The organism is Novacetimonas hansenii JCM 7643 (assembly GCF_000964405.1).
GTDB classification, from domain to species: Bacteria; Pseudomonadota; Alphaproteobacteria; order Acetobacterales; family Acetobacteraceae; genus Novacetimonas; species Novacetimonas hansenii.
Genome location: NZ_BANE01000144.1, coordinates 1 through 25920 on the forward strand (window position 1 = coordinate 1; position 25920 = coordinate 25920).

Annotated in this window: 23 protein-coding genes and 1 pseudogene; 15 read left to right on the top strand and 9 right to left on the bottom strand. The window is 53.6% G+C overall.

The annotated features are described in order from the left end of the window. Window positions 1-794: 794 nt before the first annotated feature. The 4 genes from B7G66_RS10535 (at window position 795) to B7G66_RS10550 (ending at window position 5885) form a co-directional block, all read left to right on the top strand. Window positions 795-1259 (top strand): (2Fe-2S)-binding protein, encoded by a 465-nt coding sequence (locus B7G66_RS10535; protein WP_003618513.1) that lies wholly within the window; start codon window positions 795-797, stop codon window positions 1257-1259. A 2-nt stretch (window positions 1260-1261) separates the two neighbouring features. After that, the gene (locus tag B7G66_RS10540) at window positions 1262-3517 is read left to right on the top strand and encodes a xanthine dehydrogenase family protein molybdopterin-binding subunit (protein WP_003618515.1); all 2256 of its coding nucleotides are present in this window, start codon (window positions 1262-1264) and stop codon (window positions 3515-3517) included. 57 nt (window positions 3518-3574) lie between these two features. Further along, entirely contained in the window at window positions 3575-4936 is a 1362-nt protein-coding gene (locus B7G66_RS10545; RefSeq protein ID WP_040510531.1) for a c-type cytochrome, read from the top strand. 61 nt (window positions 4937-4997) lie between these two features. Next, window positions 4998-5885, top strand: coding sequence for an aldo/keto reductase (locus tag B7G66_RS10550; protein WP_003618518.1), 888 nt, complete (start codon window positions 4998-5000; stop codon window positions 5883-5885). 74 nt (window positions 5886-5959) lie between these two features. On the opposite strand, the gene B7G66_RS10555 is transcribed toward B7G66_RS10550, so the two are convergent. Then, window positions 5960-6943 carry an aldo/keto reductase gene (locus B7G66_RS10555; protein WP_040510533.1) on the bottom strand — a complete coding sequence of 328 codons (984 nt, stop codon included), beginning with the start codon at window positions 6941-6943 and terminating at the stop codon, window positions 5960-5962. 301 nt (window positions 6944-7244) lie between these two features. Next, window positions 7245-8165, bottom strand: a complete 921-nt coding sequence (locus B7G66_RS10560; RefSeq protein WP_003618521.1) for a LysR family transcriptional regulator — start codon at window positions 8163-8165, stop codon at window positions 7245-7247. Window positions 8166-8332: 167 nt separating this feature from the next. Between B7G66_RS10560 and B7G66_RS10565 the strand changes: the two genes are divergently transcribed. The 3 genes from B7G66_RS10565 to B7G66_RS10575 all read left to right on the top strand — a co-directional run bounded on the left by B7G66_RS10565 (window position 8333) and on the right by B7G66_RS10575 (window position 10075). Beyond that, a complete protein-coding gene (locus B7G66_RS10565) occupies window positions 8333-8917 on the top strand; it encodes a flavodoxin family protein (protein WP_003618523.1) in 585 nt (194 codons plus the stop codon). Between the two features lie 89 nt (window positions 8918-9006). Further along, on the top strand, window positions 9007-9741 hold the full coding sequence (locus B7G66_RS10570; protein WP_003618525.1) for a carboxymuconolactone decarboxylase family protein: 735 nt from the start codon (window positions 9007-9009) through the stop codon (window positions 9739-9741). Window positions 9742-9769: 28 nt separating this feature from the next. Continuing rightward, window positions 9770-10075, top strand: coding sequence for an MFS transporter (locus B7G66_RS10575; RefSeq protein ID WP_139312474.1), 306 nt, complete (start codon window positions 9770-9772; stop codon window positions 10073-10075). A gap of 98 nt (window positions 10076-10173) precedes the next feature. Here B7G66_RS10575 and B7G66_RS10580 read toward each other — a convergent pair whose 3' ends face one another. The 3 genes from B7G66_RS10580 to B7G66_RS10590 all read right to left on the bottom strand — a co-directional run bounded on the left by B7G66_RS10580 (window position 10174) and on the right by B7G66_RS10590 (window position 11786). Beyond that, window positions 10174-10917, bottom strand: coding sequence for an SDR family oxidoreductase (locus B7G66_RS10580; RefSeq protein ID WP_003618529.1), 744 nt, complete (start codon window positions 10915-10917; stop codon window positions 10174-10176). Window positions 10918-11023: 106 nt separating this feature from the next. Further along, a complete protein-coding gene (locus B7G66_RS10585; RefSeq protein ID WP_040510535.1) occupies window positions 11024-11386 on the bottom strand; it encodes an MmcQ/YjbR family DNA-binding protein in 363 nt (120 codons plus the stop codon). Window positions 11387-11438: 52 nt separating this feature from the next. Further along, window positions 11439-11786: a cyclophilin-like fold protein gene (locus tag B7G66_RS10590; RefSeq protein ID WP_003618536.1), complete on the bottom strand. Its 348-nt coding sequence runs from the start codon at window positions 11784-11786 to the stop codon at window positions 11439-11441. A 463-nt stretch (window positions 11787-12249) separates the two neighbouring features. On the opposite strand from B7G66_RS10590, the gene B7G66_RS10595 reads away from it, so the two are divergent. Further along, window positions 12250-13455: an MFS transporter gene (locus B7G66_RS10595; protein ID WP_040510536.1), complete on the top strand. Its 1206-nt coding sequence runs from the start codon at window positions 12250-12252 to the stop codon at window positions 13453-13455. A 98-nt stretch (window positions 13456-13553) separates the two neighbouring features. On the opposite strand, the gene B7G66_RS10600 is transcribed toward B7G66_RS10595, so the two are convergent. Continuing rightward, window positions 13554-14456, bottom strand: a complete 903-nt coding sequence (locus B7G66_RS10600) for a LysR family transcriptional regulator (protein WP_003618541.1) — start codon at window positions 14454-14456, stop codon at window positions 13554-13556. Window positions 14457-14539: 83 nt separating this feature from the next. Then, complete coding sequence (gene soxR / locus B7G66_RS10605) at window positions 14540-15112, bottom strand: redox-sensitive transcriptional activator SoxR (protein WP_307723146.1); 573 nt, start codon at window positions 15110-15112, stop codon at window positions 14540-14542. 27 nt (window positions 15113-15139) lie between these two features. Here soxR and B7G66_RS10610 point away from each other — a divergent pair, with 27 nt between their 5' ends. The 5 genes from B7G66_RS10610 (at window position 15140) to B7G66_RS10635 (ending at window position 22708) form a co-directional block, all read left to right on the top strand. After that, the gene (locus B7G66_RS10610) at window positions 15140-15883 is read left to right on the top strand and encodes an SDR family NAD(P)-dependent oxidoreductase (RefSeq protein ID WP_003618546.1); all 744 of its coding nucleotides are present in this window, start codon (window positions 15140-15142) and stop codon (window positions 15881-15883) included. 287 nt (window positions 15884-16170) lie between these two features. Beyond that, on the top strand, window positions 16171-19362 hold the full coding sequence (locus B7G66_RS10620; protein ID WP_003618551.1) for an efflux RND transporter permease subunit: 3192 nt from the start codon (window positions 16171-16173) through the stop codon (window positions 19360-19362). Next, window positions 19352-20530, top strand: coding sequence for an efflux RND transporter periplasmic adaptor subunit (locus B7G66_RS10625; RefSeq protein ID WP_003618553.1), 1179 nt, complete (start codon window positions 19352-19354; stop codon window positions 20528-20530). The genes B7G66_RS10620 and B7G66_RS10625 overlap by 11 nt, the downstream gene beginning before the upstream one ends. Before the next feature lie 2 nt (window positions 20531-20532). Then, complete coding sequence (locus B7G66_RS10630; protein ID WP_231106270.1) at window positions 20533-22002, top strand: efflux transporter outer membrane subunit; 1470 nt, start codon at window positions 20533-20535, stop codon at window positions 22000-22002. 70 nt (window positions 22003-22072) lie between these two features. Beyond that, window positions 22073-22708, top strand: coding sequence for a YkgJ family cysteine cluster protein (locus B7G66_RS10635; protein WP_003618558.1), 636 nt, complete (start codon window positions 22073-22075; stop codon window positions 22706-22708). 209 nt (window positions 22709-22917) lie between these two features. Here B7G66_RS10635 and B7G66_RS10640 read toward each other — a convergent pair whose 3' ends face one another. Further along, complete coding sequence (locus B7G66_RS10640; RefSeq protein ID WP_003618560.1) at window positions 22918-23814, bottom strand: LysR family transcriptional regulator; 897 nt, start codon at window positions 23812-23814, stop codon at window positions 22918-22920. Window positions 23815-23941: 127 nt separating this feature from the next. After that, window positions 23942-24181, bottom strand: a complete 240-nt coding sequence (locus B7G66_RS10645) for a hypothetical protein (RefSeq protein WP_141313002.1) — start codon at window positions 24179-24181, stop codon at window positions 23942-23944. A gap of 448 nt (window positions 24182-24629) precedes the next feature. On the opposite strand from B7G66_RS10645, the gene B7G66_RS10650 reads away from it, so the two are divergent. Both B7G66_RS10650 and B7G66_RS10655 read left to right on the top strand, forming a co-directional pair. Next, window positions 24630-25556, top strand: a complete 927-nt coding sequence (locus tag B7G66_RS10650; RefSeq protein WP_003618563.1) for a LysR family transcriptional regulator — start codon at window positions 24630-24632, stop codon at window positions 25554-25556. Window positions 25557-25719: 163 nt separating this feature from the next. Further along, window positions 25720-25920: pseudogene (locus B7G66_RS10655) on the top strand (DUF3363 domain-containing protein); the annotation flags it as partial.

Sequence of the window (25920 nt, forward strand, 5' to 3'; positions counted from 1 at the left end):
TCATAACCTGAAGGCCGCAGGTTCAAATCCTGCCCCCGCAACCACGCATAATCGTCTGAAAAGACACGATAAACCCGCCCAGTAAGGCGGGTTTTTTTGTGCCCAAATCACTCCGCAGGAAACACATAGGAAACAAACGAAAAGGAATTCAGGCGCAATTTTGTCGCTGTTCACGTCTGCGTGAGTTCCGGAGCCAACCTAGAATAGGCACGAGAAGCCACTTAAGAAGCGGGTCAACCGGTGAGTGAATGGCGAATACGTCTTACCCGGGGCGCCCAGATCATAGCTTCTCGGTGCACACCGGGTGCTGCGAGTGTTTTGCCGGCAGTGTCTCCAGTGATTAGACCGCTATCAAGCTCTTCACAGAGAGGGTTGAGCGGCCATTCCACCACCCCGCCGTATTTTCGATTGCCACGTATAAACATAGTATCTCTGGTCCTGAGCCTGCGGCATAAATATGTAGCCGCAGAACATGTCTGACCCCCCTTCAGGATCCCGATGACATGATTCTGGGTATTTTTTTAATGTCAGTTTTCAGGGCACAGACTTCACTTCAATCCAAAGTCCAGTTCATGGGAAGACATAGAATACCTTAAGTTTTACAGCTTCAAATCGTTATACATTTATGTGCTGCGCTCATGATTATATGCATTAAATTAGGGCTAATTTTCTATTTTGAAAAATAATAACATAAGAGTTCACGCCGTTGAATGGACTGAAAACAAAAATCTAGATTGGTGAATTACGTCACCATTCATAATGATTTTGTACAAAATCAATAATGGGAGGTTTACATGGAGTTGAACATCAACGGTATTCAGCACCATGTGGATGTCGAACCTGATACTCCCTTGCTCTGGGCTCTACGCGACGATCTTGCGATGACGGGTACCAAGTATGGCTGTGGGCTGGCGCAGTGCGGGGCCTGCACTGTGCTGATTGACGGCCAGGCCGTGCGGTCCTGCGTGACACCTGTTGAAAAAGTGGCAGGAGCGTCGATCACGACCATCGAGGCGATCGAACAGGATGATCTTGGCAAGCGTGTGGTTGCTGCATGGGTGAAACATCAGGTGCCGCAGTGTGGTTACTGCCAGTCCGGGCAGGTCATGGCCGCGACCTCACTGCTCAGGCAGGTTCCCCACCCCACGGATGCCGACATCGACGCAGCGATGGTCAATCTCTGCCGCTGCGGAACCTATAACGCCATTCGTGCCGCTATTCATGATCTGGCGTCCGGTTCAACGGACGGGGGAGCATAAGAATGGTGAACGGTCTTTTTGATGATGCTCCCCTGATGCAGCAGGGCCCGGTCAATCTGTCCAGACGACGCTTTATGCTGACATCGGCAGGCGCTGCAACGGGTGCATTCGTGCTGGGTTTCGGCCTGCCGACCCGACAGGCGCGCGCCCAGACCGCGCAGAGACCAAAATATCGGGGAACACAGGTCCCAGCCTTCCTGGAAATCCGTCCGGATAATACCGTGCGCCTGCAAAGCCCCTTCATTGAAGGCGGGCAGGGAACGTTCACTGCCATGGCACAGATCGTCGGAGAGGAACTGGACGCGGACCCTTCGACTTTCCTTGTTGAAAATGCCCCGGCAGGGGATGAATACGCTGTGATGGACAGCGGTATGCGCATCACGGGCGGGAGCATGTCGGTGCGGAACGGCTATCCGGTCATGCGGCGTCTCGGTGCGCTCGGACGTGAGATGCTGCTTCAGGCCGGGGCGCAGCATCTGGGTGTTCCCGTGTCAGAGCTGACCACTCAGCCGGGACAGGTCGTTCATGCCGCATCGGGCCGAACGGTCAATTATGGAGACCTGGCGCATGTGGCCATGGATCTCCCGGTGCCGGATCCGGCCAGCGTAAAGCTGAGAGATCCGTCGCAGTTCCGCTGGATCGGCAAGTCGGTCAAGCGGCTGGATATTTACGAGAAATCGACAGGCAAGGTCGACTACGCAATTGATGTGCGGGTTGATGGCATGCTGCACGCAGCGGTCCAGCATGCGCCGCGACTTGGTATGACGGTTGGCTCCATCCGCAACGAAGAACAGGTGCGCCAGATGAAGGGTGTTCACTCCGTTCATCGTCTGCCGGGGGCGGTGGCGGTCGTGGCGGAGCGGTGGTGGCATGCCAGACGCGGGGTTGAAGCTCTGCTGGTGAACTGGGTCGAGGCTGAACCGGGGGCAGCCTCAGACATTCGTGTGATGCCAGCGGATTTTTCGACGGAAGAGTTCAGGAAACATCTGGCGACAGTATCCGGGAAAGAAGAGAACGCGGAGACCAAAGGCGATGTGACACGCGGATTGAAAAACGCCCATACAGTTGTCGAAGCAACGTATTTCAGCCAGTACGTGAACCATGGGCAGCTTGAGTCTCCTTCCGCACTGGCACGGTATAATCCCGATGGAACACTCGATGTCTGGCTCCCCAACCAGGCGCCCGACATGTTCCGTGCTGATATGGCCAGGCGCACCGGGATGGATGCCGAAAAGATCACGATTCATTCGCCGTTACTGGGTGGTTTTTTCGGACGTCATTTCCTTTATGACCATGGCAGTCCCTATCCGCAGGCCATTGCACTCGCCAAAGCGACGGGTCGGCCCATCAAGCTGATCTGGACCCGTGAGGAAGAGTTCCTACGCGATGCCCTGCGCCCCATGGCGGCCGTGCGGTTCCGTGCGGGGCTTGATGCCACTGGTCGTCCTGTTGCGCTTGACGTCGTCAGCGCTACGGAAGGAGCAACGGAAGGTCTCGGGACGAAGCGCGGAAAAGATCTTGATCCGACAGCCCTCGAAGGACTGACCAACAAGGCCTACGATATTCCCGACCGTCGGATCGCCCAGTTGTTCGTCAGAAATCCGGCGACGCTGGGATACTGGCGTTCCGTCGGGAATTCCATGAATGACTTTCTCTATGAAACATTTCTGGACGAACTTGCGGACAAGGGACATCAGGACCCCTACGAGCTCCGGTTGCACCTGCTTCGGGATAACAGGCGCCTGACGACTTTGCTCAGGGCGGTCGCAGATCTGTCCGGTGGCTGGAAGCGTGGCCCGTTTGCGGCGGCGGATGGTTCACGCCGTGCGCGCGGGATTGGCATGGCGTCACCTTTCGGGTCTGAAGCTGCGGCGATTGCGGAAGTGTCGCTCGAAAACGGGCGTGTCAGGGTGCACGAGGTCTGGGAAGCCATCGACCCTGGAAAGGTCGTAAACCCCGCGATTGTGGAGGCGCAGGTCAATGGGGCCATAGCTCTCGGACTGTCTCAGGTGCTTCTTGAAGAGACTGTTTACGAGAACGGTATGCCGCGCGCGCGGAACTATGATGGCTACCCAATTCTCGCTTTGAATCAGATGCCTCGTGTGCATGTGAAGATTGTCGAGAGTGGCGAGAAGATGGGCGGCGTCGGGGAGCCACCGCTGCCTGCCATTCCGCCCGCGGTGGCGAACGCGGTTTCGACCCTGACCGGGCGGCGTATCCGAAGCATGCCGCTGTCACGTCATGACTTTGCAAGCTGAGACTTTGATCGTCGTCTGGCACGTCCCGCGTGCAGCAGAAAGAGTGCGGAACTGAACATGACTAACCGCCTGAAGAAAATTTTCGCAGTCGTGATCCCTGCGTCGGCTGTTCTGGCTGCGGGAACGGCATGGTTCGTGACCCGTCTCCCTGCGTCTTCCTTTGAGAGAACCGGTTCTCAGGGGGAGCCGTCGTCGCAACTCGTGGCGCGAGGGGAGTATGTCTCCCGTCTGACGGATTGCGTGGCCTGTCACAGTGTGCCGGGTGGGGCAGCCTATACCGGGGGCCTGAAGATGGTGACGCCGATGGGCGCAATTTTCGCCACGAACATCACGCCTGACCGTGAGACGGGGATCGGGGCCTATACGCTGGCGGATTTCGACAGGGCGCTTCGTTCCGGTGTGGCAAAGGATGGGCACCGCCTTTATCCGGCCATGCCCTATCCGTCCTATGCCAAGCTTTCTGACGATGATGTCAAAGCGCTTTATGCCTATTTCATGAAGGGCGTCCCGGCCGTTCATCTGGAAAACCGGAAAAGCACGATCCCCTGGCCGCTGAACATGCGCTGGCCTCTGGCTTTCTGGAATGTGGTTTTTGCCCCGTCAGACGTTTATCGCCCGGACACGTCGAAAGATGCCCAATGGAACCGCGGGGCCTATCTTGTTGAAGGGGCGGGGCACTGCGGGGCCTGTCATACGCCGCGAAGTCTGGCCTTCAACGAAAAGGGGACAGACAGCCATAGTGCGGCCTTTGTCTCTGGCGCTCTGATCGATGGCTGGTTTGCACCCAGCCTGCGCAACGATGCAAACACGGGGCTGGGCCGGTGGAGCGAGGACGATGTCTTCCGTTTTCTCAAGACCGGCCGGAACGACCATGCTGTTGTGTTCGGCTCCATGACAGAGGCTTTCAACAACTCGACGCAGTTTTTCTCGGATGATGATCTGCGGGCAGTTGCGCATTATCTCAAGTCTCTGCCTGGAAACGCGCAACGTGACGGAACGCCGTGGCAGTATGAGCCGACGCAGGCCAAGGCACTCCAACCCGCCGGACGGCAGGGCATCGCCGGTGCGCAGACCTACATGGCGAAGTGCAGTTTCTGTCATGGCACGGATGGGCGCGGGCAGGGGCAGTGGGTTCCGCCGCTTGCAGGAGCAGCTTCGTCTCTGGTGCCGGACAGTTCTTCTTCCATCAACGTCACACTCAACGGGTCTGGCCGTGTCGTCGCGGCCGGGGTGCCGGATTCCTACCGGATGCCGTCATATCGCGAGCAGCTCTCCGATGGGGAAATTGCAGATGTGCTGACTTTTGTCCGATCTTCGTGGGGAAACCGGCAGTCTCCCGTGGCGAAGGGGGATGTGAAAAAACTCAGGGAGCAAACCGTTCCTGCCAGCAGCAGTCCGGTTATTTTGAAAACTCGTTGAATTTCTCGGGGATTGAAAAAAACGAGTGTTACGATGCCCGAGTGCAGGTGCCGAATGCGTGATGAAGGATGCCGACATGACACGAATTAATGCCAGTCTTTCCGGAGAGTTCCTGCTAGGCGGAGAAATTTCCGTTCATCGTCTAGGGTTTGGTGCAATGCGCCTTACCGGACCGGGTGTGTGGGGAGAGCCTGAAGATCGGGAAGAGGCCCTGCGCGTCTTGCGCCGCCTGCCGGAAATTGGTGTCAATTTCATCGACACCGCGGACAGCTATGGCCCTTTCGTCAGCGAGGATCTGATTGCCGAGGCTCTGGCGCCTTACAGGGGCCTGACCATTGCGACGAAAGGCGGTCTGGTTCGTCCTGGCCGGACGGAAGGACAATGGCCGCAGGTCGGGGACCCAAACTATCTCGGGCAGGCTGTTCGTCTGAGCCTTCGGCGGCTGAAGGTTGAACGGATCGATCTCTGGCAGCTTCACAGGATCGATCCTAAACTTCCAGCAGAGGGACAGTTTGAGACCATTCGCTCCTTTATCGATCAGGGCTTCATCCGATATGCCGGGCTGAGTCAGGTATCGGTCGCGGAGATTGAGGCTGCGAGAAAGATATTCCCGGTCGCTACTGTTCAGAACCGGTACAATCTGACCGACCGTGTGGATGAAGATGTGCTGGAATACTGTGAAGCCAATGGCATCGGTTTTATGCCCTGGTTTCCTCTGGCGGCAGGCGAACTGGCAAAGCCGGGCGGGATTGTCGATAGCATTGCCAGAACACATGGTGCGACACCGGGTCAGATCGCATTGGCATGGCTCCTCAGGCGTAGTCCCGTGATGTTGCCCATTCCGGGAACCAGCCGTGTCAGCCATCTGGAAGAAAACGTTGCTGCGGCTGCGATTACGCTTTCGGATGAAGAATTCGACCAACTCGATGCCGCGTCGAGAAGTCTATAAAAGGGTATGGTCCCCCTGACACAGGCAGGCGTGCTGGTGTCAGGGGGAAGTAGCAGTCGGAAGAGGGCCGGTTGTTACCAGGCGTAAGCTTCGGGTGCTTCACCGCCGGGGCCGGGCCAGATTTCATCCAGACGCTTCAATGTGTCTGGAGAGAGACTAACGTCCAGTGCTTTAAGACTGCTTGCCAACTGCTCCTGCGTGCGGGGGCCGACGATTGGGGCTGTCACAACAGGGTTGTGGAGCAGCCAGGCCAGTGCGACGTCAGCGGGCTGTTCGCCAAGTTCCGCGCAGAGGGATTCATAGGCTTCAAGCTGTGGTCGGTATTTCTCGATTTCCTTGAGTTTGCTGGCTCTGCGCGTACCGTTTTCCTTACCCAGAACGCCACCGAGCAGACCGCCGCCAAGCGGGCTCCACGGGATGATGCCGAGACCATGGTGCCGACAGGAGGGAATGACCTCAAGTTCGATCATGCGGGCGGTCAGGTTGTACAGGCTCTGTTCCGAGACCAGCCCCATGAAGTTCCGGGTCTTGGCGGCAGCCTGCGCCGTTGCGATATGCCAGCCGCCGAAATTGCTGCTGCCGACGTAAAGTACTTTGCCCTGCTGAACGAGCAGTGCCATTGCCTGCCAGATTTCTTCCCAAGGCGTCCGGTGATCGATGTGGTGCATCTGATACAGATCGATATGATCTGTCTTGAGGCGTCGCAGGCTGTCCTCACAGGCCTTTCTGATGTGATAGGCTGACAGATATTTGTCGTTCGGACCCAGACCCATCGGCTGGTACACCTTGGTGGACAGGACGATCTGGTTCCGGCGACTTGTATCTTTTGAGAGCCAGTTGCCGATGATCTCTTCGGATGTGCCAAAACCCTGTGCCATGTCCGGTGTTTGTGGCCCACCGTAAACGTCGGCGGTGTCGAAGAAATTGATCCCGGAGTCCAGCGCAGCGTCCATGATGGTGAAAGCCGTTGGCTCATCCGTAACCATACCGAAATTCATGGTGCCCAGACAGAACTTACTGACTTTCAGACCTGTCCGACCAAGATATGTATAGTGCATGGCCAATCCTTCCGTGTGTGGTCGCGCCTCGTTACCGCTGTAAATTCTTTTCTGTTTTCGAATGACAGGAGCCTGAAGCGACCTTTCAGGTAACTATTTGGGCCGCCCATTATCCGTTGAAACAGCTCTGTCTATCGATCAGCTCTTGATGAAGGCGCTAATGAGGGAAAAGATAGCCCTTTTCCCAGGCAGGGATTAGCCCTTTCATTATAGACATGGTCATGAGGTATTCTCATGAGTGTGAGTAAACTGTGTATGGTTTAAAGCATCCTTACAACAGGGCCATTTTTACTCAATTACATTAGTGGGGCATCGGATCTTCTTGACTGATACCGGGCAATTTTTCAGCCAAAGTATCGACGATTACACGCAGGCGTTTGGGTAATGTTGGCGTTTCTGGCCAGACAGCGAACGTGTCAACAGCAGTAGAGGGAAATCCGTCCAGGAGAGAGAGAAGGCGCCCTTCATTCAGATGAGGTCTGATAAGCCAGTCAGGCAACCACGCAATCCCTAATCCTGCAACGGCAGCATCGACAATCGCCTCGAGATTGTCGAACTGAAGACGCCACTTTAATTTACAGTTCTGTAGATTGCCGTCCAGATCCCTTAACTGCCACGGAAAAAGCCTGTTTGAACGCCAGTAAACCAGGGCATCGTGCATCTCAAGATCATGAATTGTTTGAGGTTTGGCACGTTCGGAAAAATATGACGGTGCAGCACAAATAATTTTATTCTGACTGCATATTTTTCGAATGCGCAATCCGCTTCCGTCTGCGATCGGACCTTGGCGGATTGCCAGATCAAAACCTTCTCCTATCACGTCCACAAGGAGATCGCTGAAGCGCAAATCAAGATCAAGATTGGGATATTGGCGAGCCAGTTCCAAAAGAATCGGTGTGACGCAATGGCGACCAAACAAGATTGGCATCGACATGCGAACTTTGCCAACAACGTCGGTACGACCCGCGTGGAGCAGTTCTTCTCCCGAGCGTAATTCCTTAAGGGCGCGTCGACATTTATCGTAATAGATCTGCCCTTCTTCGGTCAGGGTGAGAACGCGCGTCGTCCGGTTGAAGAGTCTGGCGTCAAGCCGTTCCTCCAGTCGTGCCACGGCCTTTCCCACAGCGGAGCGCGACAAACCGAGACGTTCTGCCGCGCGGGAGAAACCGCCTGCCTCAACGGCTTCGACAAAGACGGATATATTTTCAAGGCGGTGGTGCATGGTGCCCTTATTGTAGAATTATACGCTCATATTATGGGAATGGATTTCGCCACACGCTCATATAATTCTACATTATAAACTTACCGAGGCCCAGCGTGGAGTTGGTCGGAAGAGTGTCGCTCTTTGCCCGCCCTCTGCGGCAAAAACATAGTGCAGGATTATCTATCATGCTGATTTCTATCGTATATCATAGTGGTTACGGCCATACCGCGAGGCAGGCAGAAGCGGTTGCGGAAGGCGCGCGTCGCGTGGCGGGAGCCGATGTGAAGCTGATTTCAATCGGTGACGGGGAGATTCCCTGGGACACGCTGGAAGCCAGTGACGCGATTATCTTTGGTTCGCCGACCTATAACGGTGCGATCAGCGCGAAATTTAAAGAATTCATGGAAGCTTCTACTAAAACTGCGTGGTTTGAGCAGAAGTGGATTAATAAGATTGCGGCGGGGTTCACCAACTCGGGCGCCCAGCATGGCGACAAACTCAACTCATTGGTTTCTCTCACGCTATTCGCTGCTCAACATGGCATGACGTGGGTCAATCTCGGCCTGATGCCAGGTAATAGCACCAGTAATGGTAGCGTGAACGACCTGAATCGCCATGGTAGTTGGTTGGGCGCCATGGCACAGTCCAACAATGATCAGGCCCCGGATGTGACGCCGATCAAGAGCGATCTCGACACGGCAGCCCACCTTGGACAGCGCGTGGCGGAAATCACCCAGCGCTTTGTCTCGGGTTCAACACAGAGCAAGTAACTTTTGAAACGCTCGGCTATGCCGCGTATGCGGCAGCGGAAGAGCATCGTCTCTTTCGCTTCGAGCGGTGTCGTGGAGGAAGCAAGACGATGTCCAATACTCCGTCTCTGACGCTGGAATATGTGCGCGGTGTGGCTCCTGCTCTGGCGCATTATACGGAAACCGCAATCATTCGGGATCTGTGGGCGCGCTCCGGTCTTTCCGCACGTGACCGAAGTCTCGTTACCGTCTCCGCGCTCGTGGCTGGGGAGCGGACGATCGCGTTCGCGCATTATTTCACCAAGGCGCTCGACAGTGGTGTGACACCAGGTGAACTGTCTGAACTCATCACGCATGTCGCTTTTTATGCGGGGTGGTCAACGGCGTTTAATGCGGTTGTTTCCCTGAAGGGGATTTTCGCGCAACGCGGCGTGTCAGCGGATCAGTTGCCGCCCGTGAGTCCGGATCTGTTGTCGGTTGATGAGGCGCTTCCGGGGGATGCGGCCCGAGTTGCCCTGCTTCAGGAGCGTTTCGGGACGGTTGCGCCGGGCCTTGTCGAGATTACGAACGATCTGCTGTATGGAGACGTGTGGCTGCGTCCTGGCCTGACGCCAAGAGACCGTAATCTCGTGACTGTCAGTGCCATGATTGGCTCCGGGCAGAATGAGTTTCTGGCGATGTATCTTGGAAAAGCCGTCAAGATGGGCGTGACGCGGGACGAACTTTCCGAACTTGTCACGCATCTTTCGTTCTATATTGGCTGGCCGCGGGCGATTTCCTCAGCCCGTGTCCTCGCCGAGTTTATCAGGGCACAAAGCATCCAGGAGCCATTAGCCCCTACGTAATGGCCCTTCGTTCAGGAAAAGCCAGAGTGTGACGACATCCCCCAACGCCCGACTGGATCATGACTTTCCCGGTGGTCGAATGCGGATTGGCGCTCTGCTCCCGCTGACGACGACAGCTTTTCTGATGGTTGTGACCGAGACCATGCCGGCGGATGTCCTGTCGGCCATGGTGCAGGATCTGGATGTCGCGCCCTCTGCGATTGGTCTGCTTGTCTCTGTTTATGCACTGGTTTCCGCGGCGGCTGCCATTCCAGTCGTGGCGCTGACCAGACGTCTTCCACGCAGACATCTTTTGATCGGCCGGCTTTCCAGAGTTTTATCGATCCGGCGTTGATGATTATTCTCGTGAACGCGCGGGTATTTTCAAACCGGAAAAACGAAGCGGAAATGTCAGGCCCGTAAAAAGAGCGGGCCTGACACTATGCCTGCCTGTTACCAGGGCTGGTTTACAGGACCGACCGTGAATTCATTAACAGTCGTATCTTCCGGCAGGTCGATGGCAAACGCAACGACTTCGGCAACGCGATCAGGCGAGATGCCATACGTCTTGTAAAGACCCTGCATCTGTTCCTGCACGGCACTGTCCGTGATGGAATCAAGCAACTCGGTGTTGATCGCAGCGGGGTAGAGCGTTGCGGTACGGATGTTGCTGTTCGCGGATGCGGACTCCATACGCAGCACTTCCATGAAGTTGCGCACGAACCATTTCGTGCCGCCATAGACAGCGCATCCCGGATAGGCTTTGATGCCGGCAACGGATGACGTCGCAATGATCTGTCCGGATTTCTGCTCCAGAAAAGACGGCATGACGGCTGCGACGCCGTTTAGAACGCCCTTGATGTTGACGTCGACCATTCTGTTCCAGTCATCGGTTTTGAGTGCCGAAACCGGGGAATTGGGCATGAGGCCCGCATTCAGGAAGATGACATCCACACGACCGAACCTGTCCTTGGCGAATTGTACGATGCGTTCGTTATCAGATGGCTTCGTGACGTCCAGAACCTGATAGCCAGCCTGACCGCCGGCTTTCTCAATGTCAGCCACGATCTGCTTCAGCTGGCTTTCCCGGCGCGCACCGAGGACAACTTTTGCCCCCTTTGCTGCCAGTAACTTTGCCGCTGCTTCGCCAATCCCTGAGGAAGCGCCCGTGATGAGGACGACTTTATCTTTAACCATTTATGGTAATCCTATGCGGTTTGAGTGTTGCCACGCAGCAATCGACAGAGTGTTCAGAGGCTACGATTTTTAGTCTGTCTGAAGCCTTGTGCATGGGAAAAAATCTCTAGAGCGTCAGTTCGAAACTGACGTCGATAAGATTTTCGATGAGAGCATCAGAAACGCTGCCATCCAGCAGGACAGTGATCCAGTGGGATTTGTTCATATGGTAGACCGGAACAATTCCTTCTGTCGTAAGATAATCCTGTATATTTTCCGGGCGGCATTTGACGTCGAGAATATCGACATTCCCGCCTTCACTCAGCTTGAGTGTCTGACGGGGCACATTCAAGATAAGTCCAAACCACGTCTCGCGATCTTCATGCCGAAGTGCGATATAGTCGGGAAAGTAATGAAAAGGATGGTCTGGGATCGTATCGTATTTTCTTTTGACGTAGGATAAAACACACTGTTTCTGACTTAGGTTCATATGGTGGTTCCTCAGACAATACTTAATACATCAATGGTATTATGTATTTTACTTAAAGAGCTTCCACCTGCATTTTTAGGCGACCGGTGAGAGCAAGCCCCTCAAGGTTGTCTTCAATCTGGCCGAGCTTGATGAGGCCAGATGAATATTCAAAGTTACGATAAAAGATGGCGATATTCCCCCAAGGAGCATAATAGGCAATGTCGCCTGCGGAAGGAGCATATCCTTTGGGTGCTTTGTCGCTCGACAAATGCCGGGGAAGGTCACAGATCTTCTCAGTCGCATTGTAATCTTCAAGCATCAAGGTCATTGACACAAGAGAGAGAAAATCTCTCCCGGAAGGAGTGTCTTCCAACGAAGCAAAGATCACTTGTTCTCCAAGTGTCAGACGTATTTTCATATTCACCTGTCTCCCGTCTGGAGATGAAACCTTTGCGAAAACCGTAACGTGGGTGACACATTCAGACCGACTTACGCAGTAGACGGACTCACCGAGCTTTGTAGAAAAAAATACGCCGTGATCTTGCCGCTGAGAATCACTCATCCGGTACGCCTGACTCAGCCATTATAACGATATAAAAAGCTTGGGTTTAGAGGCGATATTTAGAACATAGAGATGAGTATATTTCATGAATTCGGCTGGGTGGGATCTTAGTCTAATTCATGAAATCTGCTCATTTTTATCATGATATTATACGGTCTAGTTCTGGCACATCATCTGGTTTATTCAACACATGCTTGATGAGTTACTTGTTGTGATTAAAATTATTTCTCGTTTTTATTCACAATATACTTAAGAAAATACAGAATCATTCAAAAAATGGCCTTTATATTCCGAAAGTGGGCCGCTCAGTTGAGGTATAATGAAAGAAGTATCTGACATATCACCTGATGTGGAAGTGGAGCCAGAAGCGAGATCTGGCTCGTGGAGTGGCGTGCTCGCCATGTCTCTCGGCGCATTCGCTCTCATTGCATCAGAATTTATGCCCGTCAGTCTCTTGACCCCGATTGCAGCTGATTTACAGATCAGTGAAGGGCAGGCCGGGCAGGCCATTTCAGTTTCTGGTGCTTTTGCCGTATTGACGAGCCTGTTCATATCTTCCCTGACCAGAGGGCTCGATCGCAAATGGCTCCTGTTGGGGCTAATTGGTGTGATGATTGTTTCCGGGAGCGTTGTGTCCGTCGCACCAAATTATCTCATTTTCATGCTCGGCCGCGCTTTGATCGGGGTGGTCATTGGCGGCTTTTGGTCGATGTCGGCTGCTACAGTCATGCGGTTGGTCGAAGAACATCATGTTCCACGGGCTCTGGCCATTCTGAACGGCGGAAATGCCCTGGCAACCGTTATCGCCGCTCCTGCAGGCAGTTTTCTTGGCGGTCTGATCGGTTGGCGTGGAGCATTTTTTTGTGTTGTTCCAGTTGCTGTTATTGTCTTCCTTTGGCAACTGGTAAGTCTGCCGTCCATGACGTCTGGCAAGACCCATGCGTCACCAAACGTTTTCAGGTTGCTCAAAAAACCTTTGGTCGCCGTTGGTATGGCGGGAGCAGGCCTTTTCTTTATGGGACAATTTAGTCTGTTTACTTATGTAAGACCATTTCTTGAAATTGTTGCTCACGTCAACGTCTCCACTCTGTCGTTCATCTTGTTGCTGATAGGGGTCTCTGGTCTTGTTGGAACTCTGTTGATTGGTGGATTGTTGAAGAACAGTGTTTATCCGGTTCTTATCATCATTCCATTTATTATGGCGTTACTGGCTGTCGGGCTTCTTTGCCTGGGTAAATCGATCTTGATGTCTGCCGTTATTCTTACCATCTGGGGGCTGTTTGCGACATCTGCTCCTGTTGGCTGGTGGACCTGGCTGGCGAGAACGCTTCCCAATGATGCGGAAGCAGGAGGTGGGCTTATGGTTGCGGTCGTACAATTGGCTATTACCATGGGGGCAACCTGCGGGGGAATTCTCTTCGACGGAAGTGGCTATCGTGCGACTTTTGGTGTGAGCGCACTCATTCTTATAGCGGCGTCACTCAGCGCGTTAATGGCAAACCGCATCTACAAATGCGGAGTATAGTGCGTGTCGCCATATTAAAGTAAAATCTAACATAATATTTGAACCTTAATTTTAAAATCTCCCCATTTTTATCTTGAAAATGGGGAGATTTTTGAAATTCAACGGTTGCTTTTATGAAGGCGCATTTCGTCAATAAAAAGAGAAAGTGGAGCAACATTTTCATGGTGTCTTGGGAAGCAGAGATGATACCCGGACCAGTAAGGGCACCAGTCTTCTAGAACCTGCAGGAGGCGTCCTTCCTGAATGTATTTTCGTGCTACCATTTCAGGCATATGAGCCAAACCTAAGCCTTCCAGGCAGGCATCTCGAATGGGAAAGATGCTATTAAAAATTAAAGATCCTTCTACCTTCACGGTTATGTCTTTCCCCTTTTTCTCGAACTCCCAGGCGTAAATGCGACCATGCGTTGGAAGCCGTAAAGTCAGACAATTATGATTTAATAAATCCTTTGGGTGTTTCGGTTTGGGATTTTTTGAAAAATATTCAGGTGATCCAGCCACAACAAAACGAATATCTGGTGTGATAGGGACAGATGTCATTTCTTTTGTTATATTTTCACCAAGTCGAATTGCTCCATCAAAATCTTCAGAAAAAATATCAATAAGTTTAAGATCCGCTACAAATTCCACATTGATTTTGGGGTATTTTTGGACGAATTCTTTTATCTTAGGCAGGACAACGTAAGCCAGAGCATCATCGGGCATTGTAATTCGAAGATTTCCAGATTCCTGATTTCTTAATTCTCCTAATGATGTCAGTTGATTTTCTATTTGGTCTAAATGTGGTGCGATGCCGCTGATCAGTTGCTGTCCAGCAGTTGTGGGCGTAACGCTTCTTGTCGTGCGGGTCAGCAATCTCAAGTCAAGGCGCTCTTCCAAAAGACGAATGGTATGGCTGAGTGCCGATTGTGATACGCCTAATTTCGCGGCAGCTTTTGTAAAACTTTTTGCCCGTGCAACAGCGACCAGAGCGGTCAAATCATTCAAGTTTTCGCGTGCCATGTAATCGTCCCGATCCGCCGTATTTTAGTTAAGAAATAGACGCGTTATATGCGAAGAAATCCCTGATGTAATGAACTCAATGATCAGGAGAGAATGACCGCGCCGCGACCCTTCTTGGAAAGACAGTCTGAAGGATTGACCAAGGGGCAATCGGTTCGGGACAAGCATCCGCATCCGATACATTTATCAAGATGATTACGGAGTTTTGTCAGTCCTGCAATACGCCCATCTAGCATTACAGACCATTTCCGTACCATTTGATCAATATCTTTGGCGGAAATTTTGTCAGTGAGCGGAAACGCAGCCAATATGGCTGTAATATCCGCTAAAGAGATACCCAGGGATTGCGCGGCTTTAATCAGAGCAATTCGCCGCAGCATATCCCGCGCGTATCGCCTTTGGTTGCCTTGTGTTCTGATTGAAGAAATTAGATTTTTACTTTCGTAAAAATGTAAAGCCGACACGGCAACGCCACTACGACGCGAGACTTCCCCGACCGTTAGAAAATTCGCAGATGATTTTTGTTCTTTCATTTTAGCGCTTGACCTCAAGTTAGCTTGAGGTTTTATACGGGTTGTCAGCCTGATTCCGCAAGGCTCTCGCTCATTTATGATCGAGTCCGCTTCTTCAGGATATGCCGCAAATTTGCTGCTCATATCCGATTACGTTCTGGAAGACTGACAATGTCTCAATCAAGCAATCAGAAAAAAATAGCCTTGGTAAGTGGTGCAAATAGGGGCATCGGTTTTGCAATCGCCAAAGGTCTGGCGCGGCAAGGCGTAACGGTTCTTTTAGGGAGCCGGAATCTGGAAAAGGGGGATGAGGTTAGCGCCGCTTTAAGGCAGGAGGGGCTGGATGTCCGTGCTGTCCAGCTTGATACGACAGACGATGCAAGCGTGTGGAAAGCCTGTGGCCTTATCCAGCGTGACTATGGACGCTTAGATATTCTGGTCAACAATGCCGGTATAGGTTTAGATTTTGCCCAGGATCTGACGCTTGTTGAGCGCATGGAACAGACTTTGACCCTCAATGTCGTCGGCACGCTTCGCATGATGGATGCTTGTATTCCGCTCCTTGAAGAGGCGCCCTTTGCGACCATCGTGAATGTCTCCTCGGAACTGGGTTCGTTTGGTCTTCGGAATGACAAGGCATGGCAGTATTCAGCCTTTGTTCTGCCGACCTATCAGGCGTCAAAGGCGGCTGTAAATTCACTCACACTAACTTATGCGACACTGTTGTCCGAGAAGGACATCAAGGTGAATGCCGTCTGTCCAGGATATACAGCAACGGATGCAACGAAAGACGCTGTGGTTGCTCCAACACGCAAACCTGAACAAGCCGCTGGTATCGCCATCAAACTGGCATTGATCGGGAAAGATGGACCAACCGGAACGTTCCAGAATGAAGACGGTCATCTCCCTTGGTAATTTCAGGACAGTCGGGATAGTTTTTTTGAATCTCATGAGGTGCCTCGATAAGGTGTTCCTCATGAGATCATTTGGCTGGTTGTGCGTGATAGTGAGATCATTGATGAATTTGGCTCATAATCATGTTCGGAAAAAACCGACTAGTCTCAATATGGAGCTTATGAATATTCTGCTCATCTAATCGTTCCATAAATGTGCAGTGTACATTCCAAGATGATTGACTGTCTCGATGTCAAAATCATCGTGGTCGCGTGCGCTCCCGGTTAAAAGCAGGATTTTCAGAAGATATGGGCATTGTTGGTCTCGCACTCCGAAAGCCCTATACTTTTATCGTCGGTGCAGCGCTGATACTGTTACTTGGCATTTCCGCCATTTTCAGAACGCCGACTGACATTTTCCCCAATATCGATATCCCTGTCGTAACCGTCGTCTGGTATTATGATGGCCTGTCTGCACCGGAAACCGAAAAACGCATTAGTACCTATACAGAGTTTTCTCATAGTTTTTTCGTCAACAATCTGCGGACGATTGAAAGCCAGACCACACCCGGTCTTGTGCTTCAAAAGCTGTATTTCCAGCCCGGGGTGGATATCGGGGTCGCTCTCGGGCAGACCGTTGCTGCCACGCAATCCATCCGTGCCCAGCTTCCACCGGGCGTGCAGCCTCCCATTATCATGCAGTATAGCGCCTCCAGTGTGGCGGTTCTCCAGCTTTCCCTGTCTTCTGACAAGCTGACGGAAAGCGAGCTGTACGATTATGGCGTGTATCGTCTGCGGCAGCAGATGGCGCCTGTTCCCGGCACGCTCCTGCCCCCGCCGCATGGCGGCAAGATCAGGCAGATCATGGTCGATATTGATCCGACCAAGTTGCAGGCCATGAAAATCAGCCCGCTGGATGTGTCCAACGCCATTAACGCCCAGAACCTGACACTTCCGGGTGGAACGGTGAAATTCGGTCCGTCTCAATACAACATCCAGATGAACGGCATCCCGTATTTTTCAAAGCAGCTCAACAACATTCCGCTGCGCAAAGACCCGAACACCGGCGCCATCATCCGCATCCGTGATGTGGCGCAAGTCCGTGACGGCTGGGAGGTGCAGCATAACGTGGTGCGCCGCGAAGGCCAGCGCTCGGTCCTGCTGCGGATCATGAAAGCCGGGAATGCGTCCACTCTGGCGGTGGTGAACGCCATGCGGGACACGGTTCTGCCCATCTCACGCGCCGCAGCGCCTCCGGGCATGAAGATTGACGAACTGTTCGATCAGTCCCTGTTCGTAAAGGCCGCCATCAAAGGCGTGGCGTCTGAAGCCGTGATTGCCGGTCTGCTGACTGCCGCCATGATCCTTGCCTTTCTGGCAAGCTGGCGTTCCACGCTGATTGTGGCGGTCTCCATTCCGCTCGCGATCCTGTCTTCCATCGCCATTCTTTCTGCCACCGGAGAGACGCTCAATCTCATGACATTGGGTGGCCTCGCGCTGGCCGTGGGCATTCTGGTCGATGATGCCACGGTCACGATCGAGAATATCCACCGTTTGCATCATGACGGCGCAGACTTGCGCAAAGCCGTTCTGGATGGTGCCGCGGGCATTGCCCTGCCGACACTGGTATCCACGCTGGCGATTTCCTGCGTGTTCGTGTCCGTGGAATTCCTGACCGGACCATCACGCTTTCTGTTCACGCCTATGGCGCTGGCCGTTGTGTATGCGATGCTGGCCTCCTACGTCATCAGCCGGACTCTGGTGCCGATTTTTGCGGCTCTTCTGCTGCGCTCCGAAGAACAGGCCAAGAAGCGCCGTGAAGAGGCTGGGAAGCCCCCCACGATTTTTGAACGGTTCGGCGCGAAATTTGATGCCCGGTTTGAGCGTCTGCGAAATGGTTATGAAAAGACGCTGTCCGGCCTTCTTCATAGCTCATGGAAAGTTCCGGCTCTAGGCGGCATCTTTGTTCTGGGCGCGGTGCTTCTTGCAACGCAGGTGGGGCAGGACTTTTTCCCGGTTATTGATGCCGGAGAGTTCAAGCTGCACGTCCGTGCGCCTGCGGGTACGCGAATTGAGACGACCGAACGGATTTTCGATCAGGTGGAAGATACCATTCGCGAAGTTGTTCCCCAGAATGAGCGCGAACTGGTGCTTGACGATATCGGCATCCCCTTCCGTTATTCCATGCCCTTTGATGATGGCTCAACCATTGGCCCGAATGACGGACAAATCATGGTGGCCCTGAAGGAAAAGCATCGTCCGACAGCGGAGTATATCAGCCGTCTGCGCACAGTTCTGGCCAAACGCTTCCCTGATGTCGTGTTTTATTTCCAGCCCGCCGACATGGTAACGCAGATCCTGAATTTTGGTCTGACATCCCAGATCGATGTGCGGATCACGGGCTACGATCAGGCGAATAACCGCGTGGTTATGGGCAAGATCATGGAGGACATGCGCCATGTGCGCGGTCTTGTGGATGTGCACCTGCATCAGCAGCTTGCCGCACCTGCCCTGAACGTGTCGATCGACCGCGAACGGGCGCAGGACCTCAATCTCGTTCTGAATGATGTAGCCCGTAGCGTTATGGTCTCGCAGGCCTCCTCCAACACGGTCACGCCGAACTTCTGGCCTGATCCGCAGATGGGAACGCTTTACCCGGTTGCCGTGCAGACGCCGCAATATCAGGTCAACACCGTTGATGATCTGGGCAAGCTGGTGGTGGCAGGGAATGCATCGCAGGCGGCCGGTATCCCGACCCTGCTGAGGAACGTGGCAACCATCGAGCGCGCGGTAGCGCCTGACGTGATTTCACACAGCAACATCCAGCCGGTTCTGGATATCGACGCCAGCGCCGAGGATCGTGACCTCGGGAGCATTGCACGCGATATCGGGCGGATCGTAGATCGGCATAAAGGCGATCTGAAACCCGGCAACAACATAGAGGTAGCAGGGCAGATCGACAGCATGAACACCTCGTTCGCGCGCCTTGAGATTGGCCTGCTGGTTGCGGCGGTTGCGGTCTATCTGCTGATGGTCGTGAACTTCCAGTCCTTCATGGACCCGCTGGTTGTCATACTGGGTCTGCCGGGGGCCATGTGCGGCATCGTGCTCATGCTTTTCGTCACGGGAACGACTTTCTCCGTGCCCTCACTCATGGGGGCGATCATGAGCGTGGGCGTGGCGAGTGCCAACTCCATCCTGCTTGTCACCTTCGCCAAGGAAAGCCGCGCGCATGGCATGAACGCCATGGAAGCCGCCATGGAAGCAGGCCGGGAACGCCTCAGACCGATCCTTATGACCTCCCTCGCGATGGTGATCGGCATGCTGCCGATGTCGCTGGGCCTCGGAGATGGCGGCGAGCAGAACGCACCTCTGGGCCGCGCCGTGATTGGCGGCTTGATGATTGGCACCTGCACCACGCTTTTTGTTGTCCCCTGGCTCTACAGCCGTCTGCGCCGTCGTGAATCCCGCCTACTTGAGGAATATGAGAATGTCGTCTGATCCTGTCATGTCCCAATCTGGCCACGCACACAGGCGGCTTTCCCCCGGCGTTGTTGCAGGCTTGAGTGTCATCGTCGCAGTTGGTTATGGCGTTTATAGCCATGTCGAGCGTGCGCACGCGGTCACGGCAACGGCCAGAGAACGCGACCAGCAGGTTCCTGATGTGCGGACCATGATCGCGCGTGCTTCGACACAACCTTTGTCGCTAGACCTGCCGGGCGAGACGGTGGGGATTGAGACAACCCCCATTGGGGCCCGCGCCTCGGGCTATATCGACAAGCGATTTGTCGATATCGGAACCCCTGTGCAGGCCGGACAGGTTCTGGCGATTATCCGTGCGCCGGAACTCGATCACCGCGTTGAGCAGGCGCAGGCCACACTGGCGCAGGCCCGTGCCAATCTGGCTCTGGCGCAGATTACCGCCCGCAGGTCCGGCGGGCTTGTCGGCGGTGGGGCTGTCAGCAAACAGAATTTCGATGTCGATCGTCTGACCCAGAATGCCCGGCAGGCCGAACAGAAAGCCGCTGATGCCGTGCTGGCTGAAACTGCGCAACGTCAGGCCTACACGACGGTGACCGCCCCTTATGACGGCGTTGTCACCGTCAGGAACGTGGAGGCCGGAGATCTGGTCAGCGCTGATAACGCCGCGTCACGCCCCCTGTTTGTGGTCACCCGCACCGACCGGTTACGCGTACGTGTCCACGTTCCCCAGGATGCTGCTCTGACAGTCAAAGTGGGGGAGCCGGCCTCGATCGTAGTGCCGGAACGACCTGGTCAGACTTTCAAAGGCACAGTGACGCGAACAGGGCACGCGCTGGAACAGGGAAGCCGTATGCTGCCCGTCGAGATCGACATTGATAACCACGATAATCGCCTGACAGCCGGGCTTTATGCGGAAATCCATTTTGATCTGCCACGGGCAGCCCCCGTTATTATGGTGCCCTCAGAAGCACTCAACTACGAGGCCGATGGCCTGTCTGTGGAAACTGTTGAGGCAGATAACAAGGTTGTGGTCCGCAAGGTCAGGATTGGTCGGGATTATGGCGATCATCTGGAAATTCTGGATGGTTTGCCCGATGGCAGCCAGCTTGTAGTCCATCCGCCTTCTGCCTTGCATGAGGGAAGCATTGTGGCTCCTCAACTCGACAAATCGCTGAAGGTGCTCTGATCGTGCGGGGTTCTTCTGTATGTGGAGCGCTGCTGCTGGCTCTTCTTGGTGGCTGCACCATGATCCCGCACTATCACAAACCGGAGGCTCCTGTTGCCAACGGCTGGCCACAGGGGCAGGGGAAGGGCGTTGCAGGGCAGGATGCCTCTGCGCTCCTGCAGGACTGGCGGTCTTTTTATCGGGACCCGGTGATGCAAACCCTGATTGCGAGCGCGCTGGAGAATAACCGCGACCTGCGTATAGCCCAGCAGCAGGCTGCGGCTGCCAGCTCCCAGTTTGATATAGAAAACGCGGCTCTCTTTCCAACACTCAATGGCACTGCCGGTGCCAATATCCAGAAAATGAACTCTCATATCTGGAGCCTCTCCCGCACGGACGAACCGATCTACATGCGGCAGTATGCAGTCGGCTTCGGTATTTCCGCCTATGAAGTTGACCTGTGGGGCCGCATACGAAGTGCATCGAGAGCCTCGTTCGACCGCTATATGGCCAGCGCGCTGAACCAGCAGGCCATGCGGCTGAGCATTATTTCCAGTGTGGCGACGGCCATGCTGAACTGGGTCGCCAACAATCAGGCGCTCACAGTTACACAGAATGTTCTGGAAAACCGACGCCATACTTACGATCTTGTCAAACAGACAGTCGAAGTCGGCACAGGTACGCAACTGGACCTGGCGGAAGCCGAAGCCTCCATGCATGACGCCGAAACCAGTCTGCAAATCTACACACGACAACGCGTGGAGGCTCTTGATCAGTTAACCCTGCTGGTGGGTACCCCGCTCACGGACGCCACGATCCGCTCCATGAACACCAGGACTTCTCTTGATTCCATCGCGCCATTTCCAGTCGTGCCGGCAGGCCTGCCATCGGATATGATAAGCCGACGACCAGATATAGCGGCTTCTGAAGGCGAGTTGCGAGCAGCCAATGACGATATTGGTGCCGCCCGGGCCGAATTCTTTCCTAAAATCCAGATCACGGCCGCCAACGGCACGGCAAGCAACAACATCACCCGGCTCTTCCAGAGCGGCATGGGCGCATGGAATGTCGCACCGCAGATTACCCTGCCGCTTTTTGACGCAGGCCGTCTGACTGCCCAGCTCAAGCAGGCCCACGCTCGCAAACGAGAAGAAGTGGCCCGCTACGAGCGAACGATTCAGTCCGCGTTTCGCGAAGTCGCGGATGCGCTGGCCGGGCGGGAAACCTATCTCGGGCAGATGGTGGCCCAGCAGGCATCGGTCGCTGCCAATCAGCGGCAATATACCCTCGCCCTGCAGAGATTCAGGGCCGGCTATGATCCCTATCTCGCAACACTTGTCGCGCAGAGGGCATGGTATACCGCCCAGCTTGCAGCCATTACGACCCAACTCCAGGCCCTGTCGAACACTGTGACCCTCTACAAGGCGCTCGGCGGCGGTTGGGGCACAGAGATACCGCCCCGCAAGGCACCTCTTGCCGAGCATATCCTCTGACGATCAGCCTCATTCGACGCATAGACGACACAGACAATTCACTGCGCGAGAGCCGTGAAGGAAAGAGCGCATGCCTCAGCCATCACTACCCGTCCCCGCGACGGCCACCCTTACCTATATGCGGAGCAAGGTAAGTGAAGCCGATGCCATGCTCAGGCAGGGGTTGGCCAACCTCTCCCAGCCCTCTGACATGATACGGCTTGCCAGCAGGTTGTTGGATCTCTGCAATGACGTATCCGATCACCTCAACCATCTCTGCATTGTGAAACCTGTCGCGTGCCGCAATGGCTGCGACACCTGTTGCAGAAGTCTCATCCAGGTCAATCCGATTTTTGCACACCTTGCGCTGGATCATGCACAACGCACCTTCACGCTGGATCGCCTGGAGCAGCTTTATCAGAGACTGCTGACCGGCGTGCCGTTTTGCCCGTTTCTGTTCGATGGCGCATGCTCAATCTATGAGCAACGTCCCATGGTGTGCCGTGGATACTATAGCCTGGACGTTGCCCTGTGCCTCTCTGGCACCTTCTGTGAAGGCAACCCAGCCTATCAGGGAGATGACGGACACGCAGCGCATCATTACAGGATATTTCTCTTCGTTCTCGAAAAACGCCTGGAGCAGATTGAGAAAGAATTTGGAATCGCGCCGGGTCCAGTCTTCCTGCACGAAGCAGTATACGCCCTATGGGATCGATCCGTAAAATAAGACTAATTGTCTGCATATTGAGGGTTTGAAAAGCCCTCTAATTATGAGTTCCTGCCAGTATTTCCATCGTTTATTTCACGACGAGGGATGGATGATGAAGCTGACCATTTTTTTGATGTTGAGGAACGGCTTGCTCGCCTGAGTAGGCTTGGCGATCAGTTTGAAGCGTTGTCCCGAACTCTGGATTTTGAGATGTCAGTTTCGCCAACCTATCTTCTCGATCGTTGCAATTCTTGCAGAAGCAGAGAAAAAGCCGGCGAGTGGTGCCTGCGGTTGGGATAATAGAGATGAAAACCTGGGAAAGGCTGACACCAGTCCTCAAGCAATATTTTGACCTGTTTGGCCTTAATCGCGGCTTCGGCGTGAAAATCCGGTACGAAAGCGATGCCTAGGCCAGCTATGGCTGCCTTGATAGCAAGCGACCCAGAGTTCGACGTGAATTGACCTTGCACTTTTATCTTGAGTTCATCCCCGTCCTTTTCGAACTCCCAAGCATAGATGGATCCGCGTGTCGGTGCGCGCACTGCGATGCAGATATGTTCGGCCAAGTCATGTGGTGAGTTCGGTTCAGTTCTGCCTTCCAGATAGGTGGGCGACGCAACAGCCACCATCCGTACGTCGGGGCCGATCCTTACAGAAATCATGTCCTGCGCGATCAATTCGCCTAGGCGCACACCAGCGTCGAAGCGTTGGTCAACGATATCAGTCAGTGTCGCATCGATGCTAATCTCGACCTGGATGTCGGGATAAGTTGTCATCAGCCGCTTGGCCGCGGGCCAGACAATGCTGTGAGCAGCAAACTCGGATGTCGAGATACGCACCAAGCCCGCAGGGCGGTCGCGCAAATTAGCTATCGCGGTTAATTCGCTGTCCACGAAGCTGAAAGCTGGTCCAACTGAGTTTAATAGTCTTTCGCCGGCTTTAGTGAGAACTACCTTACGCGTAGTTCGCGTGATGAGACGAACACCCAGACGCTCCTCCAAACGGCGCACCGTGTTGCTCACCGCTGATTGCGAGGTCTCAAGCCTAATGGCGGCCCGTGTGAAGCTACCCTCTTCGGCAACGACCAGAAAACTATTGAGATCAGTCAGATCTTCTCGGCGCATTAATATCTTTCTCGTATAACTTCATTATCTATAAAACTACTATAATATAAATCTTTCTAGCGCTATATACAACAGTTGAGGCTATTGCCTTGGAACGTCCAATCTTCGGGGCACTCGACAGCTCAGGTCAGAAGGTCGAGATGATTTGGAAGCGAGTGAGAAGAATATTGGCAGAAGCAAACTTGTACATAGAGTCTGCTGTGATGAGCCCATGTTGGACCACTGTGTTTTCCATCGCATTGGGCGTTGCCAGCATGATTGCGGCTGAACTATTGCCCTTCAGCCTGCTGACTCTGATGACTAGAGAGCTTAGCATGACCGAGGGACTGACGGGAAAAACAATCGCAATTACGGCATTCATCGTCATTTTCACGAGTTTCTTTGTCTCTACTTGGGGCTGTGGCATCAATCGCTGGCTCGTCGTAATTGCTCTTTCGATTGCGAGTCATCGCCGCACCAGTCGGCAGCGCATCTGCTACCTAGCGGCCCCCCAGACACATTTTTTTCAGCTTAGAGCCTTGGTGACTGTCCCGAGCAGCCCATCCAGACGCAAGATAGTCGAACAGTTGCTTTATCGCACGTTGCGCCGAACCAGTTTCTCGTTGGGAAGTGGTAGCCTCCCATAAAGAACGGAAATGATAGAAAAATCAGGGTACAAACCGCTCCTGCAACTTGTAATCCGATTATTTTGAAAACTCGTTGATTCATATCGTCTCTCACCAAGAAAAATGTCTACGAAAAGAGATTTTATGGATTGATGAAGTTTTCGATTACGGAAACTCAGAAGTATCAGTAATTTACTGATGATTATTCATATGAGAGATGATTTCGAAGGCATTAGTGTTTTCCTGAAGGCCGTCGAGGCCGGGGGGTTCGCCCGGGCAGCTGAGCGGTTATCGCTTTCACGCTCAGCTGTTGCAAAAACTATTGGACGTATTGAGAAAAGATTAGGGGTAAGGCTGTTCCAGCGTACTACCCGTCGACACAATTTGACGGAAGAAGGTCATATTTATTACGAGAGGTGTGTCCGCGCCCGTGAAGAAGTTCGAGTAGGTCAATCCGTGCTGGAGTTCGGACGATTTAATGTCAAAGGTAAATTGACAGTAATTATGCCGACTGTTCTCGGTAGATATTGTGTGGAACCATTCTTGCTAGATCTGGCTATTAAGTATGAAAATCTGGAGTTGGATCTTCGTTTCTCTGATTTAGAACATAATCTTGTCACCGAACGGTTTGACCTGGCTATTCGTAACGGACTGGACCGCGAGCCGACGAGCTTTCTAAACGTGCGTAAAATTGCCGCTCAAAGACAGGTGCTATGTGCAGCGCCTTCTTATTTGTTACGTTGTGGTCCGGTTCATTCCCTTGAAGATATCTGGCATCACGATGCTTTGATTTATTGGAAAAATGAACAGCCATGCCTGTGGAAGTTTCGTGATATCGGAGGCACGGAGTTCAAACTTCCTCCTAAATGGCGGCTGCAATTTGATAATCAGGAAGCAATGGCTGACGCCGCTCTTCGAGGCATGGGCATTGCCTGCTTACCACGCTGGCTCATTCATAATCATCTCAACGAAGGGCGACTTGTTTCACTTCTGGATGAATTGCCTTTGGCATCTCAGGATATTTACGCGGTCTGGCCGCAAACGAAGTTTATGTCGGCTCGATTAAGTTTAACGATCGATATTTTGTCTGACTATTTAGGAAAAACAGTGAATTTTGATCAGTTGTCAGCGAGCTAATCGTGGCCTGTGTCTGTGGTCAATCATCGGAGCTTTTTTGTAGCGATAGTTTTCTAGGATACTCCTGTGTTGGCCTTCAGAGTCAGAGGGTTGCGCGGAATTTCATGACGGGTTGAGAGGGTAGGGGAGAGTCTCCTGTCCGCCCGTCATGGAGTTTTTCGCAATGGCGACCGCTATTCCCAAAATCAGCCTGAGTTCGTCCCGCGACATCCCGTTCAACCGGCTGGTGCTGTCCCAGTCCAACGTGCGGCGGATCAAGTCCGGTCTGTCGATCGAGGAACTGGCACGCGATATCGAGCGCCGCGGGCTGCTGCAGAGTCTGAACGTCCGTCCCGTGCTTGATGATGCTGGTGTCGAAACCGGC